Annotated in this window: 15 protein-coding genes; 13 read left to right on the top strand and 2 right to left on the bottom strand. The window is 53.1% G+C overall.

From position 1 onward, the window contains the following. The first annotated feature begins 161 nt into the window (after positions 1 to 161). The 9 genes from A3841_RS02915 (at position 162) to aroF (ending at position 9,578) form a co-directional block, all read left to right on the top strand. Positions 162 to 1,559 carry a M20/M25/M40 family metallo-hydrolase gene (locus tag A3841_RS02915; RefSeq protein ID WP_170866137.1) on the top strand — a complete coding sequence of 466 codons (1,398 nt, stop codon included), beginning with the start codon at positions 162 to 164 and terminating at the stop codon, positions 1,557 to 1,559. A gap of 270 nt (positions 1,560 to 1,829) precedes the next feature. Further along, on the top strand, positions 1,830 to 3,242 hold the full coding sequence (locus A3841_RS02920; protein ID WP_073850823.1) for an anthranilate synthase component I family protein: 1,413 nt from the start codon (positions 1,830 to 1,832) through the stop codon (positions 3,240 to 3,242). A 1-nt stretch (position 3,243) separates the two neighbouring features. Further along, a complete protein-coding gene (locus A3841_RS02925; protein WP_073850824.1) occupies positions 3,244 to 3,807 on the top strand; it encodes an anthranilate synthase component II in 564 nt (187 codons plus the stop codon). A 64-nt stretch (positions 3,808 to 3,871) separates the two neighbouring features. Then, positions 3,872 to 4,879: an anthranilate phosphoribosyltransferase gene (trpD, locus tag A3841_RS02930; protein ID WP_073850825.1), complete on the top strand. Its 1,008-nt coding sequence runs from the start codon at positions 3,872 to 3,874 to the stop codon at positions 4,877 to 4,879. A gap of 175 nt (positions 4,880 to 5,054) precedes the next feature. After that, positions 5,055 to 5,867 (top strand): indole-3-glycerol phosphate synthase TrpC, encoded by an 813-nt coding sequence (trpC, locus tag A3841_RS02935; protein WP_073850826.1) that lies wholly within the window; start codon positions 5,055 to 5,057, stop codon positions 5,865 to 5,867. A gap of 25 nt (positions 5,868 to 5,892) precedes the next feature. Beyond that, positions 5,893 to 6,513: a phosphoribosylanthranilate isomerase gene (locus tag A3841_RS02940; protein ID WP_073851187.1), complete on the top strand. Its 621-nt coding sequence runs from the start codon at positions 5,893 to 5,895 to the stop codon at positions 6,511 to 6,513. Between the two features lie 96 nt (positions 6,514 to 6,609). Continuing rightward, positions 6,610 to 7,800 carry a tryptophan synthase subunit beta gene (gene trpB / locus A3841_RS02945; RefSeq protein WP_073850827.1) on the top strand — a complete coding sequence of 397 codons (1,191 nt, stop codon included), beginning with the start codon at positions 6,610 to 6,612 and terminating at the stop codon, positions 7,798 to 7,800. Next, on the top strand, positions 7,790 to 8,566 hold the full coding sequence (gene trpA / locus A3841_RS02950) for a tryptophan synthase subunit alpha (RefSeq protein ID WP_073850828.1): 777 nt from the start codon (positions 7,790 to 7,792) through the stop codon (positions 8,564 to 8,566). The genes trpB and trpA overlap by 11 nt, the downstream gene beginning before the upstream one ends. A 1-nt stretch (position 8,567) precedes the next feature. After that, on the top strand, positions 8,568 to 9,578 hold the full coding sequence (gene aroF, locus A3841_RS02955) for a 3-deoxy-7-phosphoheptulonate synthase (protein ID WP_073850829.1): 1,011 nt from the start codon (positions 8,568 to 8,570) through the stop codon (positions 9,576 to 9,578). 559 nt (positions 9,579 to 10,137) lie between these two features. Here the strand turns inward: aroF and A3841_RS02960 are convergent. Further along, positions 10,138 to 12,186, bottom strand: coding sequence for a S9 family peptidase (locus A3841_RS02960; RefSeq protein WP_073850830.1), 2,049 nt, complete (start codon positions 12,184 to 12,186; stop codon positions 10,138 to 10,140). Positions 12,187 to 12,532: 346 nt separating this feature from the next. Between A3841_RS02960 and hisH the strand changes: the two genes are divergently transcribed. The 4 genes from hisH (at position 12,533) to hisIE (ending at position 15,265) form a co-directional block, all read left to right on the top strand. Further along, positions 12,533 to 13,114 carry an imidazole glycerol phosphate synthase subunit HisH gene (gene hisH, locus A3841_RS02965; protein WP_073850831.1) on the top strand — a complete coding sequence of 194 codons (582 nt, stop codon included), beginning with the start codon at positions 12,533 to 12,535 and terminating at the stop codon, positions 13,112 to 13,114. Beyond that, positions 13,111 to 13,833, top strand: coding sequence for a 1-(5-phosphoribosyl)-5-[(5-phosphoribosylamino)methylideneamino]imidazole-4-carboxamide isomerase (hisA, locus tag A3841_RS02970; RefSeq protein WP_083610172.1), 723 nt, complete (start codon positions 13,111 to 13,113; stop codon positions 13,831 to 13,833). The genes hisH and hisA overlap by 4 nt, the downstream gene beginning before the upstream one ends. Next, positions 13,827 to 14,585, top strand: coding sequence for an imidazole glycerol phosphate synthase subunit HisF (hisF, locus tag A3841_RS02975; protein WP_073850832.1), 759 nt, complete (start codon positions 13,827 to 13,829; stop codon positions 14,583 to 14,585). The genes hisA and hisF overlap by 7 nt, the downstream gene beginning before the upstream one ends. 71 nt (positions 14,586 to 14,656) lie before the next feature. Continuing rightward, a complete protein-coding gene (gene hisIE, locus A3841_RS02980; protein ID WP_073850833.1) occupies positions 14,657 to 15,265 on the top strand; it encodes a bifunctional phosphoribosyl-AMP cyclohydrolase/phosphoribosyl-ATP diphosphatase HisIE in 609 nt (202 codons plus the stop codon). A 61-nt stretch (positions 15,266 to 15,326) separates the two neighbouring features. Here the strand turns inward: hisIE and A3841_RS02985 are convergent, their stop codons facing one another. Further along, positions 15,327 to 16,193 (bottom strand): alpha/beta fold hydrolase, encoded by an 867-nt coding sequence (locus A3841_RS02985; protein WP_073850834.1) that lies wholly within the window; start codon positions 16,191 to 16,193, stop codon positions 15,327 to 15,329. Positions 16,194 to 16,234: the final 41 nt, after the last annotated feature.

Raw genomic sequence — 16,234 nt, forward strand, 5'->3', positions numbered from 1 at the left:
CTGCGGTATGGGGCTATTTATTGCATTGTTTAAAGATGCCCTTGCAGGCTTAATTCCTGGTTGGGGTATCCGTAGTTATGAAGTATTTCCTTTCGCTGTTTTTCTGCCTTTCCTTTTTTGGATCACCTATTACTGCATTTTCTACCCCAGACAGCACAACGGTGGACGCGCGCGCTGGTGCAGCCGAGAAGCTGGCCGCATTGGTACGCTACGAGACTGTCTCCGCTACTGATCCTGCACAATTCAAGTATGCTGAGTTTGAGAAGCTGCACGCGTATTTAGCGAAGGCATTTCCGCTGGTGCATGAGCGGCTGCAGGTGGAGGTGATCAACAGCTACAGCTTGCTATATACCTGGGCGGGGCAGGATAAGCACCTGAAACCTATCCTCTTTAGTGCCCACACCGATGTGGTGCCTGTGGAGGCTGCCTCTGCCGCGGCGTGGCAGGAGCAGCCGTTTGCAGGTAAAGTAAAGGAGGGCTACGTGTGGGGCCGCGGCACCATGGATGACAAGTATAGGGTGATCGCTATGCTGGAGGCGGTGGAGCGGTTGCTGAAGCAGGGGCATGAGCCTGAGCGCACTTTGTACCTTGCCTTCGGCCATGATGAGGAAATCGGGGGCGAGGAGGGAGCCGGCAAGATTGCCCAGCACCTGGAGCAGCAGGGCGTGCAACTGGAGGCGGTTTTTGATGAGGGACTGGCCATTGCGGAGGGCGTGGTGCCTGGTATACAGGAGCCGCTGGCGCTGGTGGGTACCGCCGCCAAGGGCAGTCTGAACCTGCTTTTGACGGTAAACGGCGGCGGGGGCCACTCCTCCGCGCCTCCCGCTGAAACAACCATCGGGATTCTGAGCAGCGCGATACAGCGGCTGCACGAGAACCCTTTTAGGCCTCGGCTGACAGCCACTACCCGCGCCTCGCTGGAGATCTTGACGGAGCGGATGGGCGGCAAGTATAGATTTGCCATGCGGCACTATGGTTTGTTCAAGGGTAGGATTCTGAAAAAGCTGTCTGAAGATCGCGCCACAGATGTATTGATCCGGACCAAGCTGGTGCCAACCGTAATCTCGGGAGGAGAAAAGTCCAATGTATTGCCGCGCCAGGCCACGGCCTTGCTCAACGTGCGTATCCTGAGTGGGGAGGACGAGCAAACCGTGCTGCGGCATGTGCGCCAAGCCATACAGGATGAGCGTGTGCAGATAGAGCGGCAGGGCGAATACACACCCCCTTCGCCGGTTACAGCCACGGACACCTGGATTTTCGTGGCCCTCAAAGCTACCATACTGGAAACGTTTCCGGATGTGCTCGTGGTGCCGGCACTTTTTCCGGGAGGCACCGACGCGAAGCACTACACCAACCTCACGTCCAATATCTTCAGGTTCGCGCCGCAGACCGTTACACGCGAGAGTGCCCAGCTGATTCATAATGTAAATGAGCGGTTGTCGGTGGAAGTACTGGAGCAGAGCATCAGCTTCTATGGCACCCTGATACGGAACACCTGCGGCAGCACGGCGTTGGAGCAGTTGGCGGATAATGACGAATCCATACTTGGTGCCGAGTAAAAATTAATTCGGGATATAGTTTGCTTTTGTTCCTTCAGCCTTTACATTTGCAACACAGGGAACGGGAATTTCCCTTTTCTCTAAAAAGATAAAACATACAGTGATTCAAAATATTCATACAGCATGGTGGTGGCACGTTACAGGAAGTATCGTGAACAGCTATTCTGTGCCAAGTATGAAGTAACATATAAAGCATTAAATCCAAAGGTATAAAAGGCCTGCTGTTCACGAGAATGGCAGGCCTTTTTGTTTTCAGCATCTTAAATAACTATGACAAAGTATAAACTCCGCACCACGTACAAGCAACTCCTGGCCGACACGCTGACGCCGGTGAGCGTGTACCTGAAGCTGCGCGACAAGTTCCCCAACAGCATCCTGCTCGAAAGCTCCGACTACCACGGCGCTGAGAACAGCTTCTCCTACATCTGCTGCAACCCGATGGCAAGTATAAAAGCTGAGGATGAGGTGCTGACCGAAACCTTCCCAGACGGATCAGTCAGAACAACAGCCATCACGAAAGAAACAGACGTGCCGGGCCTGCTGGCCAGCTTCTCGAAAAGCTTTGAAGTGGAGGAGAACAAGCAGTTTAACTTCATCCACAACGGCTTGTTTGGCTATATGAGTTATGATGCCGTGCGCTACTATGAGGACATTGCCATTACCAGGAAAGAAGGCCGCGCCAGCATTCCGGATTTATACTATGCCGTGTACCGCCACATCATCGCCATCAACCACTTCACCAACCAGGCCTATATTTTTGCGCACAACTATAACCAGGGCGAGGATGATGGCATAGCCCAGCTGGAGGCGATCCTGAACAGCCGCAACATTCCTAGCTTTACTTTCAAAACCACCGGCCTGGAGGAGCATAATATTTCAGGGCAGGAATTCCTGAAGAATATTGCCAAGGCCAAAGAACACTGTTTCCGGGGTGATGTGTTCCAACTGGTGTTATCGCGTCGCTTTGCACAGGGCTTCCAGGGAGATGAGTTTAACGTCTACCGCGCCCTGCGCTCCATCAACCCTTCGCCATACCTGTTCTACTTCGACTACGGCAGCTTTAAGATCTTCGGTTCCTCGCCGGAGGCGCAGCTGGTGATCAAAGACCAGAAGGCGAGCATCTTTCCGATTGCGGGCACGTTCCGCAGAACGGGCGACGATGCTGCAGACGCCGCGCTGGCGGAGAAACTGCTGGCCGACCCGAAGGAAAATGCAGAGCACGTAATGCTGGTGGACCTGGCCCGCAACGATCTGAGCCGCAACGGCCACAGCGTGGAGGTGGAGACTTTCCGCGAAATTCAGTTCTACTCCCATGTGATTCACCTGGTATCCAAAGTAACGGGCACGCTGCACAACCAGGAGGATGCCCTGAAAATGGTGGCCAGCACCTTTCCGGCCGGTACACTCTCCGGGGCGCCCAAGTACAAGGCCATGCAGCTCATCGATAGGTATGAAACTACCAACCGCAACTTCTACGGCGGCTGCATCGGCTTCCTCGACTTCAACGGCAACTTCAACAGCGCCATTATGATCCGCTCGTTTCTGAGCAAAGACTATAAACTCTACTTCCAGGCAGGTGCCGGCATTGTGGCGGCCTCTGACCCGGAGAGCGAACTGCAGGAAGTAGACAATAAACTGATGGCGCTGCGCCGCGCCCTGGATCTGGCCCAAAACATCAACTGATATGAACGTACTCGTAATCGACAACTACGACTCCTTTACCTATAACCTGGTGCACCTGCTGCAGGAAATGGGGGCTACCGTCACGGTGCGCCGCAACGACAAAACCACGCTCGAAGAGGTAGGGCAGTATGAAAAGATTATGCTCTCGCCAGGCCCGGGCATTCCGGACGAAGCGGGACTGCTGAAAGAAATTATCCGCACGTATGGCTCCAGCAAAGACCTGTTTGGCGTGTGCCTCGGCCATCAAGCCATAGGGGAAGTGTATGGCGGTAAGCTTTTCAATAGCAGTGAAGTATGGCATGGCGTAGCCACGCCGGTACAGGTGATATGTGAGGAAGAGCCACTTTTTGACGGGTTGCCAAAGGAGTTTGAAATCGGCCGCTATCACTCCTGGCTGGTAGGAGAGGATTTGCCCGAATGCCTGGTCGCCACGGCCGTGGACGAGCAGGGCCGCATCATGGCACTACGCCACAAGGCCCACAAGGTGCGCGGCGTGCAGTTTCACCCCGAGTCAGTGCTGACAAAGTATGGCCGCGAGATGATTAAGAACTGGTTACTTAGTTAAGGGCTGATAGTTAAAGTTAAGAGTCGTGTTACGTGTGTCGTGATACCTGTTACTAAGAAATGAAATGAAAGAAATACTAAACCACTTATTCGAACATAAAACCCTGACCAAGGAGCAGGCGCGGGAGGTGCTGGCCGATATCACCAAAGGCAAGTATAACCAGAGCCAGGTATCCTGCTTTCTGACTGTGTTTATGATGCGCAGCATCACGGTGGAGGAGCTCGAAGGCTTCCGCGACGCGCTGCTGGAGCTTTGCCACCGCGTGGACCTGGAGGCTTACAACCCGATTGACCTCTGTGGCACGGGCGGCGACGGAAAGGATACCTTTAATATCTCTACGCTATCGTCCTTTGTAGTTGCAGCTAATGGCGTGGCCGTGGCCAAGCACGGCAACTATGGCGTGTCCTCGTCCTGCGGCTCTTCGAATGTGCTTGAGGCGCTGGGCATTAAGTTTACGACTGATACAGATGCCTTGGAGCGCAGCATTGAGAAGTATAACATCTGCTTTCTGCACGCGCCGCTCTTCCACCCGGCGATGAAAAGCGTGGGGCCGATACGGAAAGATTTGGGCGTGAAAACCTTCTTCAATATGCTGGGGCCTATGGTGAACCCGGCTTTTCCAAAGCGCCAACTCGTGGGGGTATTTAGCTTGGAACTGGCGCGTATGTACGGCTATCTGTACCAACAGACCGACACCCGCTATACCATACTCCATACTTTGGATGGCTACGACGAGATATCGCTGACAAGTCCGTTTAAAGTAATTTCGGACAGGCAGGAGGTATTGCTGGATGCCAAGGCGCTCGGTTTGCCTACCCTGACACAAGAGCAAATTAAAGGGGGCGGAAGTATCGCATCAGCTGCCGAGATCTTCCTGAAGGTGCTGAAAGGAGAGGGCACGGAGGCCCAGACGGCCGTAGTATCAGCTAATGCTGCTATGGCCTTGCAATGTGCGCGTCCGGAGCTGGCGCTGCAGGAAGCGGTAAGTATAGCCAAAGAAACACTTGAATCCGGAAAGGCTTATCAATTGTTTAACAGCCTGGTAAACGATCAGAAAATGGTGGAGGCGTAAGACCTCCCCCTGCCCCCTCCTAAAAACAGGAGGGGGTAAATAAGAGTTATCACTCTTATACTTATTGTTGTATTTGAGTAGTGCTGGCCCTATCAAATAAATTAGACAAGTCGCTTTCTCAACACCCCCTCCTGTTTTTAGGAGGGGGTAAGGGGGGAGGTTAAATAAAGAAAACATGAACATACTCGAACAAATCATCGCCACCAAGTATAAGGAAGTAGCCGAACGTAAAGAGCTCTATCCGGTGAAGCTGCTGGAGAAGAGTTTATACTTTGAAACGCCTTGCATCTCCCTGGAGCGGTACCTGCTGCGCGCTGACAAGAGCGGTATCATTGCCGAAATCAAGCGCAAGTCACCTTCCAAAGGCGATATCAACCCTTATGTGTCGGTGGAGCGCACCTCTGTTAGCTACATGCAGGCGGGCGCCTCGGCGCTGTCGGTGCTGACGGACGGGCCATACTTTGGCGGCAAGAACGAAGACCTGCTGACGGCGCGCAAGTATAATTACTGTCCGATTCTGCGCAAGGATTTTACGGTGGATGAATACCAGATCGTGGAGGCGAAGTCGATTGGGGCAGATGTTATCCTTTTGATTGCCGCCGCGCTGGAGCCTGCGCGCCTGAAGCAGCTGGCAGGTTTTGCCCGCTCGTTGGGGCTGGAAGTGCTGCTGGAAGTGCACAACCTGGAAGAACTGCAGCAAACCCTCTGCGACGAGGTAACGGTGGTGGGCGTGAATAACCGTAACCTGAAGGACTTCGTGACGGACGTGAACACCTCGCTGGAGCTGGCCAACCACATTCCGAGCGGCATTACCAAAATTTCGGAAAGCGGCATCAGCAAACCCGAAACCCTGGTTACGCTTCGAGAGGCGGGTTATAACGGCTTTCTGATTGGGGAGACCTTTATGCAGAACAGCCGCCCGGGCCAGTCTGCCGCCGCTTTCATCAAAGAGTTTAAGCAACTTCTGGCGCAACCTGCTATAGTTTAGAGTTAAGAGTTAAAAGATAAGAGTGGTGAAAATTAAAGTATGTGGCATGCGCGATCCGGAGAACATCCGGCAGGTGGCGGCTCTCCGGCCCGATTACATGGGCTTCATCTTCTACGAAGGCTCTAAGCGCTTTGCGGAAGGGCACATCACCCCGGAACTTCTGGCCGAGCTGCCAGCAAGTATAAAAAAGACCGGTGTGTTTGTGAACGCTACTCCGGAAAGTATAAAAACCACTGTGCAGAAGTATAAACTCGACGCGGTACAGCTGCACGGAAAGGAGTCGCCCAGACAATGCGCTGAGGTTAAGGCGCTGGGCGTGGAGGTGATCAAGGTGTTTTCAATGGACGGTAAGTTCCTTTTTGAGAACACACTGCTCTACGAGTCCTGTGCCGATTACTTTCTTTTTGACACCAAAGGGCAGGAGTACGGCGGCAACGGCATCCCCTTCGATTGGGAACTGCTCAAAGGCTATCTCTCCCCAAAGCCATACTTCCTGAGCGGCGGCCTGAACCTGGAGAACATCAAACACCTGGATGAAGTACGTCCACAGCCCTTCGGCATCGATGTAAACAGCGGCTTTGAACAAGAGCCGGGACTGAAGAAGGTCGAGGAATTGAAGAAGCTTTTTGAGCTGATCCGAAGTTAATAATGGCGCAAGCGTCCGCTTGTGCCGACGATACTGAAAAATGGCAGCACAAGCGGACGCTTGCGCTATGATATAGAATAAAAAGACTCAAACTACATGAGCTATCACGTTAACGAAAAAGGATTTTACGGCAAGTTCGGCGGGGCTTACGTCCCCGAGATGCTGTACCCCAATGTGGAGGAGCTGCGGCAAAACTACCTGCGCATCATCCAGGAACCGGACTTTCAGCAGGAGCTGCAGGCGCTGTTAAAGGATTATGTAGGACGCCCATCGCCTTTATACTTTGCACCGCGCCTTTCCCAGAAGTATAATACCAAAGTATACCTCAAGCGTGAGGACCTGAACCATACCGGCGCCCACAAGATCAACAACACCATCGGACAGGTTTTGCTGGCCAAGCGACTGGGCAAAAAGCGTATTATTGCCGAGACGGGTGCCGGCCAGCATGGCGTGGCCACGGCTACGGTGTGTGCGCTAATGGGGCTGGAGTGCATCGTGTACATGGGCGAGATCGACATCGAGCGCCAGGCACCGAACGTAGCCCGCATGAAGATGCTGGGTGCGCAGGTCGTGGCAGCCATCAGCGGAAGTAAAACATTAAAGGACGCTACCAACGAGGCTATCCGTGACTGGATTAACAACCCGGAAGATACCTACTACATCATTGGCTCAGTAGTGGGGCCGCACCCGTACCCGGACATGGTGGCCCGTTTCCAGGCGGTGATATCCGAGGAGATTCGGGCGCAGTTGCGGGAGAAGGAAGGTACTGAGTTGCCAACTTTTGTAGTAGCCTGCGTGGGCGGCGGCAGCAACGCGGCGGGTGCTTTTTACCACTACCTCGATGAGCCGGAAGTACAGTTGGTGGCCGTAGAGGCAGCGGGCAAAGGAGTTCATTCCGGTGAGTCGGCGGCTACTTCTATACTTGGTAAGGACGGTATCATCCATGGCAGCCGTACCTTGCTCATGCAGACCGAGGACGGACAGATCACAGAACCCTACTCTATCTCGGCAGGATTAGATTACCCGGGTGTTGGTCCGCTGCACGCACACTTGTTTGAGAGCGGCCGTGCCCACTTCGAGAACGCCACCGACGAAGAGGCCCTGCAAGCCGTGCTGGAGCTAACCCGGTTAGAAGGCATTATTCCGGCCCTGGAGAGTGCGCACGCGCTGGCAGTGCTGGAGCGGCTAAAGGCCAAACCGGACGATATCGTGGTGATCAACCTGTCCGGCCGCGGCGACAAAGATTTATCTACCTACCTAAAGCATTTTCACTTCGATGAAAAATAGAATCAAAAGCCTGTTTGCACAGAAGCCGAAGGGTATACTTTCGGTATACTTCACAGCAGGCTTTCCCAACCTGAACGATACCGAATCGGTTATACTTGAGCTGGAGAAAAATGGCGTAGACCTGCTGGAGATCGGTATGCCTTTTTCCGATCCGTTGGCCGATGGGCCTACCATACAAGCCAGCAGCACTGTGGCCCTAAAGAACGGTATGACCATTTCAAAGCTGTTTGAGCAATTGCAGGACATCCGCCAGAAAACACAGATTCCGCTGGTGCTGATGGGCTACCTGAACCCGGTGATGCAATACGGGGTGGAACGATTTTGCCAGAAAGCCGCTGAGGTGGGTGTGGATGGCATCATCCTTCCGGACCTGCCCCTGCACCAGTATGTGGAGGAGTTCAAGGAGCTGTTCGAGAAGTATAACCTGAGCAAGGTATTCCTCATCACGCCACAAACCCCGGAGGCGCGCATCCGCGAGATTGACAGCCACAGCAATGGCTTTATTTACATGGTATCGTCAGCGTCCACTACGGGTAAAACGGTGGGGCTGGCCGAGCAAAGCCAGGTATACTTTCAGCGCGTGGCAGGCATGCAGCTGCAGCACCCGGGCGTGATTGGTTTCGGCATCCATGATAAAGGCACGTTCGAGGCAGCTTGTAAACATGCCAGCGGAGCCATCATCGGCAGTGCTTTCGTGAAGGCGCTGCAGCGGGAGGGAAGCCTCTCGGAAAATATTAAATCATTCATCGAAAGCATCAAAAACTAATATGATTATACAACTGCAGCAAGGAATTCCGGCGGAGCTGAAAGAAAACATTCTGAAGCAGGTGCAGGAAATCGGCTACAAAGCCAACGAAGTGGTTACGCAGCAGGCGCACTACCTGGTGGCCATCGGCAAAAAGGAGTTCGACATACGCCAGATCGGGCAACTGCCAGGCGTGGCCGACATTCATCGCGTGTCGGAAGAGTATAAGCTGATTTCGCGCAGGTGGCGCGTGAATCCTACCGTTATTGATCTAGGTGACGGGGTGACGGTTGGCGAAGGCAATTTCAGCATCATGGCTGGTCCGTGCTCGATCGAGGGCGAGGAGCAGATTGAAAAAGTAGTGGCGCATCTGGTGGAGAATAACGTGAAGATCATGCGCGGCGGCGTGTTCAAACCGCGTAGCTCGCCTTATGCCTTCCGCGGCCTGGGGATAGATGGCCTGAAGACGTTCCACCGCATCTGCCGCGAGAACGGCATCAAAATTATTACCGAGGTAATGCAGGTGTCGCAGATAGAGGAGATGATCGATTACGTGGATGTATTCCAGGTGGGAGCCCGCAACAGCCAGAACTTTAACCTGTTGGATGCCTTAGGCGAGGCGCAGAAACCGGTGCTCCTGAAACGGGGCATTTCCGGCACCCTGGAAGAATTACTGCAGGCAGCCGAGTACATCTTCTCGAACGGCAACGAAAAGATCATGCTCTGCGAGCGCGGTATCCGTGGCTACGAAAAAGCCTACCGCAACATCCTCGACCTGAATGCAGTGCCGGTGCTGAAAGAGAAAACCCACCTGCCGGTGATCGTGGACCCGTCGCATGGCATCGGCCTGCGCGATTATGTAGCCAGTATGGCTTTAGCATCGGTGATGGCCGGAGCGGACGGCGTGATCTTCGAAACGCATTATACGCCGGAAAAGGCTTTCTCCGATGGGCAGCAGACGCTGAATTTCCAGGAATCTGAGCGGTTGATTAAGCAGATGCGCCAGGCTTATGCGTTAAGGGAGAGTTTCTAGAATTCGTTATTGGTTGATCGTTATTCGTTGCTCGAATACTATTCCCATGGCGCGAGCGTCCTCGCTTGTGTTTGGCTATAGTTTGCGCCTCTGGCCCAGTAGATCGCAGATCCACTTTTATAGTAAGCCACGGATTGCAAATCCGCGCCAGCAAAAGAAATTTCCTTTTCTGACAATAAAGAAAAAGCCCGGTACTCCATTGTTCCGGGCTTTTATACTTTAGTTTCGTGCCGTTGTTGGTGTTATCACCGACAACCAAGCCGGTTTGTTTAACTTCAACAAGGAAACTCATTCAATTTAGAGGCTTGGTACTGTTGGTATTTGAATTTGCCTCATTGCTAACGTGTGGTTGTTGGTGATAACACCAACAACGGCTACAAATTTAGAAGAAGTCCCCCTTTGAAGGGGGAGGGGGATGTTTATCATGCAGGAGTAAACACCCCTCTTGACCTATGGTCGCAAGTTTCGAACTCTCGTTCTCACTTGTCCTCAAGGGGACAATTCCTTACTTGACAAGAAACAAAAAGCCCGGTGCAACACTGCACCGGGCTTTTATTCGTTAGTTTACTTCTTTGTTCAGTGTTTCGTCGAGCCATTTGAAGAACTCACTCTGCCACACAATCGCATTTTGCGGCTGTAGCACCCAGTGGTTCTCATCCGGCAAGTATAACAGGCGGCTCTTGATGCCTTTGAGCTGTGCCAGTTGGAAAGCCTGCAAGCCCTGCTCTATGCCAACGCGGAAATCCTGCCCGCCCTGTACGATCAGGATCGGCGTGTCCCATTTGCTGGCGTACTCGCTTGGGTTGAACTCCTTGTAGCTCTGCGGCGACTTAGTATCCCAGTAGGGGCCTTTCAGCTCGTTGTTGGCAAAGAACATTTCTTCGGTAGTACCATACCAGCTGCGCATGTCAAACAAGCCGTCGTGGGCGATAAAGGTTTTAAAGCGGCCCTCGTGCAAACCAGCCAGCATGAACACCGAATAACCACCGTAGCTGGCACCAATGGCACCTAAATTATCCTTATCTACATAAGCTTCTTTGGCTACATCGTCAATGGCAGACAGGTAATCGCGGATAGGCTGGCCGCCCCAGTCGCCGCTGATCTGGCGGTTCCACTCTTCGCCGTGGCCCGGCATGCCGCGACGGTTTGGCGCCACCACAATATAACCCTGTGCCGCGATGAGTTGCAGGTTCCAACGGTAAGAGTAAAACTGCGTTAAAGCCGATTGCGGTCCACCCTGGCAGTACAAGAGGGTAGGGTATTTCTTGTTTGGGTCGAAATTAGGCGGATACACTACCCACGAAAAAAGGTCTTTGCCATCACTGGCTTTGGTAATGCGCGGCTCTACTTTGCTCATGGCAAGCTTCGAGTATACTTCGTCATTTACCTTCGTGAGCTGCGTCAGCTTACCCGATTTTGGCTCCAAACGGTAAAGCTCCGGCGCGTGGTTCATGTCGTTGCGCGACACGATCAGGTTGTTGCCGGCTTGCCCCACGATGCCGTTCACGTCGAACTGTCCTTTGGTCACCTGCTTTATACTTTTAGCCGCGAACTTGTCCAGGTTTTTGGGAAGCGAAACGTCGAAAACTTGGATCGTGCCTTTGGTAGGGGCTACAAACCAGATCTTTTTGCCGTCGTGGCTCCACTCAAAGGAGTTGATTGTCTCGTCCCAGTCTTTGGTCAGGTTATACTTTTTACCGGAATTGGTGTCAAGTATGATCAGCTCATTCTGATCGGCTTCGTTGCCGTCTTCATCCATCTGCAACCAGGCCAATTTAGAACCGTCGGCACTGTAAAGTGGTTGCGTGTCGTAGCCCTTGTTGTCCTCGGTCAGGTTTGTGGTCTTGCGGCTGGCGATGTCGAAGCGGTAAATGTCGGTGTTGGTGCTCACGGCGTACTCCTTGCCATACTTTTTCTTGCTCACATAAAGTATAGCCTTGCTGTCCGGCGTCCATATCATGTCTTCCTTACCGCCAAAAGGCATCTGTGGCGTATCATAAGGCTCGCCTGGCATAATGTCTACCGGCGTGCCTACTTTACCATCAGCGTAAGGAGCAAAGAAAACGTGCTGAAATTTACCGTCCTCCCAGGTGTCCCAGTGGCGGTAGTTCAGGTCGTCGTACACGTAGGCATCTGATTTTTTGAGTTCCGGATACTTGTCAGTGCTGTGTACCTCCTTTACTTCCACTTCGCGGGAGAAGAGCAGGTGCTTGCCGTCCGGTGAGAAGCGCACGTTGCTCAGGCCGCCTTGCACGTTGGTGAGCTGCTTGGGCTCGCCTTTGCCGCCGGTTAGCTGCCATAGCTGGCCCTTGTGCAGGTACACGATGTTGCCGGTCGTCTTATCTATATGCACCACGCTCTCGCCGCCCTTGGTAGAAGTGATTTGCGTTGGCTGGCCACCTGTTACAGGAATGGCGTAGAGGTTGCGCTCCCCGCTGTTCTCATCCATGTTGATGTAGGTCACGCCATATAGCACCGACTTACCGTCTGGTGTTACCGTCTCGGCAGAAACACGGCCCAGTTTCCAGAGCAGTTCCGGGGTCATGCGCTGTTGTGCCTGCGCCATTGTCACGGCAAACACCCCAGCAAGTATAAGTATCTTTTTCATACTTCAAATTTAAGCCAATTGCTGATATTCTGAAATGAAGTATAACGTATAGTCCGCGAAGAAATAGTGATTGTGTTATGGTTTTATACTTTGCCCGCCGTATATTTGCAGCAATGAAAGGCACCATGGCTCATATGCACCATCACCATGCACGAAGCAACAGTTTCGGAGCCGTACGCCTATGAATTTGACAGTAGTTTAATTGCTATACATTTTCAAAAGCCTGACTCCGAGACGAGTCAGGCTTTTTTGTTTTAGATCAGGATTTGCAGGATTATAAGATTGGCAGGATTTATACTTTAGCACTGATTCATAATTCATCATTATTCATTCGTAATTTTAAAAGATGAACCTGGTTATAGTTGATTACAAAGCCGGAAACGTGCAGTCGGTGCAGTTTGCGCTGGAGCGGCTGGGCGTGCAGGCCACCTTAAGCGCGGATGCCGAGACGATCAAGGCGGCGGACAAGGTGATTTTTCCGGGGGTGGGGCAGGCGGCCTCGGCGATGACGCAGCTAAAAGCCCGCAACCTGGACAAACTGCTGCCCACGCTGGAGCAGCCTTTCTTTGGTGTTTGCCTGGGCATGCAATTGCTCTGCCAGCACTCCGAAGAAGGCAACACTGACCTGCTCAACATCATTCCGCTGCCGGTAAAGCACTTTGAAACCGATTTAAAGGTGCCGCACATGGGTTGGAATCAATTGGAAAACTTACAGACACCATTATTTGAGGGGCTGCAGGAACAAGAGTATGTCTACTATGTGCACAGCTATTACGTGCCGGTAAGTGCGTATACCATCGCCCAGACCTCTTACCCGGAGCCCTTTTCAGCAGCTCTGCAGTATAAAAACTTCTACGCCGCGCAGTTTCACCCCGAAAAAAGCGGCGCTGCCGGTTCACAGATACTTAAAAACTTCCTTGCCTTATGATGGAAATTATCCCTGCCATAGACATAATCGGCGGCCAGTGCGTGCGCCTGACTGAAGGCGATTTCGCACGGCAAACCACCTACGACAGCAATCCGCTGGAGGTAGCCAAGCGCTTTGAGGCCAGTGGCATCAAGCGCCTGCACCTGGTAGACCTGGACGGAGCCCGTGCCCGCAAGCCGGTGAATCTGGGCGTGCTGGAAAGTATAGCCTCGAACACCAACCTCACCATCGACTTTGGCGGCGGCTTGCAGTCGGATGAAGCAGTGAAACAGGCGTTTGACGCAGGCGCAACGCAAATCACAGCTGGAAGCATCGCCGTTCGCGAGCCGGAAACAGTGAAAAGTTGGCTTTTAAAGTATGGGGCGGATAAGATCATCATCGGAGCCGATTTCAAGGGCACCAACATCGCCATCTCCGCCTGGACCGAAGAAAGCAAATTCCCGCTGCAGGATTTCATCTCGGGCTATGTGCAGACAGGGGCCCAGCTGTTTATCTGCACTGACGTGAGCAAAGACGGCAAACTGCAAGGGCCATCCCTCAACACCTACCGCCACCTGAAACTGACGCAACCGGCAGCCGGCATTATTGCCAGTGGCGGCGTAACCACCGTGGATGACCTGGAGCAATTGCAGGAGATCGGCGTTGCAGGAGCCATCATTGGGAAAGCCATTTACGAAGGCACTATCAGTTTAAAAGACTTAGAACGATTTATATGCTAACCAAGCGCATTATTCCCTGCCTGGATATTAAAGACGGCCGCACCGTAAAAGGAGTGCAGTTCGAGAACATCCGCGATGCCGGAGACCCTGTGGAGCTGGCAAAATGGTACGCCCGGCAAGGCGCCGATGAGTTGGTGTTTCTGGACATCACTGCCACCAACGAAGGCCGCAAGACATTTGCAGAGTTAGTGCGCGACATTGCCCGCCACATCGACATACCCTTTACCGTGGGTGGTGGCATCAGCTCCGTCGCCGATGTGGAGGTGCTGCTGCAAAACGGGGCCGATAAAGTATCTGTGAATTCATCCGCCATCAAAAACCCACAACTGGTTGCGGAACTGGCCAGGTACTTTGGCAGCCAATGCGTGACCGTGGCCATCGATACCAAGTATAAAGAAGCCACTGGCTGGAAAGTATACACCCGTGCCGGAACGATAGAAACCGAACACCAAACCGTTGACTGGGCCAAGCAAGTGGTGGACTTAGGTGCCGGGGAGATCCTGCTGACAAGTATGAACAACGACGGGACTAAAGCAGGTTTCGCGCTGGATATTACTAGTGAGGTGGCCCATGCTGTTACCGTGCCGGTGATTGCCTCGGGCGGTGCCGGAAGTATGGCGCACTTTGCTGATGCCTTTCTGAAGGCAAATGCGGATGCAGCCCTGGCCGCCAGTTTATTTCACTTTAGAGAACTGGCCATTCCGGACCTGAAGCAGTACCTGAAGCAGCAGGGCGTGGCGGTGCGGATTTAATTTTAATGCGTGGATGACTTATTGAGCGAATGAGTAACTCCTCAACTCTCTAACCTTCTAACCTTCTAACTATGTTAGATTTCGATAAAGCCGGCGGCCTAGTGCCTGCCGTGATACAGGATAACCAAACCGGCCAGGTGCTGATGCTGGGCTACATGAACCAGGCGGCGCTGGACAAAACGCGGCAGCAGGGACTCGTCACTTTCTTCTCGCGCTCCAAAAACCGCCTCTGGACCAAAGGCGAAACCTCCGGCCATACCTTAGAAGTGGTCAGTATTGCCGAAGACTGTGATAATGATTCCCTGCTGATCAAGGTAAAGCCGAACGGGCCCACCTGCCACACCGGCAGCACCAGTTGCTTTGGCGAGGAAGAGACGGCTGAAAGAGTGAAAGCCTTTCAGTTTATCGCGCAGCTGGAGCAGGTAATTCAGGAGCGCAAAGCCCATCCGGTGGAAGGCTCTTATACCAATTTCCTGCTTGACAAAGGCGTGAACAAGATCGCCCAGAAAGTGGGGGAGGAAGCCGTTGAAACTGTTATCGATGCCGTAGCCGGCAAGCTGGACACCATGAAAGGCGAAGCGGCTGATCTGCTGTATCACCTGCTGGTGCTTTTGGCTGCCACAGGTTTGGAGCTCAAAGATGTGGTGGCGGTGCTGCAGGAGCGCCATCAGAAAAAGTAACCGGAAGCAAAGTTATGAAAGCAGCCATAGGTATACGTTTACACCTATGCTGCTTTTGCTTTCAGTGGCTTTCGATAAAACTACGGATCGCGTCCGCCACTTCACCGCCGCGCTCTTCCTGCACAAAATGGCCGGCTTTATACTTTATTACTTTTGCCTCCGGAAACTCCTGCTCCCAGGTAGCCAGCAAGTGCAGCGGCAGCAGCTTATCCTTCTCGCCCCAAAGTATAAGCTTGTTTATACTTCGTAGCCTCTCGCGTTGCTGCCACAGCTCCGCAAAGTATGGCCCGGAGTCGTGCAGGGCTTTGGCAAATTGCCAGGTTCCCTGGCGGCTGGCGGCGGTGGAGAGGGGCTTCTGGTAGTGTCGTTTGATGTCCTTTGTCAGGTGCTTGCCTTCGTGGTAGCCCTGTGGCAGGAGCACCTTAGCCGAAAAGCCTAGCTGCAAGTATAGAAACCTGCCTACGCCACCGGCCATAAAGCGGCTGATCTTCATCATGCTGCTTTCTGCTGCCAGGCCCCACATCCAGGTGTTCAGGATCACGAGGTTTTTTACGTTCTCAGGGTGCCGCAACGCATACCGCAGTCCTACCGGCCCTCCAAAGTCATGCACCACCAGTGTGATGTTCTTTAGCTGCAGGTGGTTGATGAGCTGTTCCAGGTTATCGGCGTGTGCTTCCGGCGTATAGGCAAGAGCAGCAGGCTTCTCAGACAAGCCAAAACCCAGATGATCCGGGGCGATGCAGCGGTAGGCACGGCTAAGGGATTTTATTTGCTGCCGCCACACAAATGACCAGGTGGGGGTGCCATGCACAAACACAATCGGATCGCCGGCGCCTTCGTCCACGTAATGCATTTTCCCTGCCGGCAGATCCAACGTATGGTGTGCAAACGGGTACAGGATACGGTCGATCCATTTCGGGGAGTTCATAGTTTCCTTGATTGAGTGGTTTGTTAATCCTGCCGTGCGAA

Source organism: Pontibacter flavimaris (assembly GCF_001907195.1).
GTDB lineage: Bacteria > Bacteroidota > Bacteroidia > Cytophagales > Hymenobacteraceae > Pontibacter > Pontibacter flavimaris.

Coding starts and splice junctions, on each gene's coding strand:
- trpC (WP_073850826.1), top strand. CDS start 5,055: ATGAACATACTCGAACAAATCATCGCCACCAAGTATAAGGAAGTAGCC.
- trpD (WP_073850825.1), top strand. CDS start 3,872: ATGAAAGAAATACTAAACCACTTATTCGAACATAAAACCCTGACCAAG.
- hisA (WP_083610172.1), top strand. CDS start 13,111: ATGATGGAAATTATCCCTGCCATAGACATAATCGGCGGCCAGTGCGTG.
- A3841_RS02985 (WP_073850834.1), bottom strand. CDS start 16,193: ATGAACTCCCCGAAATGGATCGACCGTATCCTGTACCCGTTTGCACAC.
- trpB (WP_073850827.1), top strand. CDS start 6,610: ATGAGCTATCACGTTAACGAAAAAGGATTTTACGGCAAGTTCGGCGGG.
- aroF (WP_073850829.1), top strand. CDS start 8,568: ATGATTATACAACTGCAGCAAGGAATTCCGGCGGAGCTGAAAGAAAAC.
- hisH (WP_073850831.1), top strand. CDS start 12,533: ATGAACCTGGTTATAGTTGATTACAAAGCCGGAAACGTGCAGTCGGTG.
- trpA (WP_073850828.1), top strand. CDS start 7,790: ATGAAAAATAGAATCAAAAGCCTGTTTGCACAGAAGCCGAAGGGTATA.
- hisF (WP_073850832.1), top strand. CDS start 13,827: ATGCTAACCAAGCGCATTATTCCCTGCCTGGATATTAAAGACGGCCGC.
- A3841_RS02920 (WP_073850823.1), top strand. CDS start 1,830: ATGACAAAGTATAAACTCCGCACCACGTACAAGCAACTCCTGGCCGAC.
- A3841_RS02925 (WP_073850824.1), top strand. CDS start 3,244: ATGAACGTACTCGTAATCGACAACTACGACTCCTTTACCTATAACCTG.
- hisIE (WP_073850833.1), top strand. CDS start 14,657: ATGTTAGATTTCGATAAAGCCGGCGGCCTAGTGCCTGCCGTGATACAG.
- A3841_RS02960 (WP_073850830.1), bottom strand. CDS start 12,186: ATGAAAAAGATACTTATACTTGCTGGGGTGTTTGCCGTGACAATGGCG.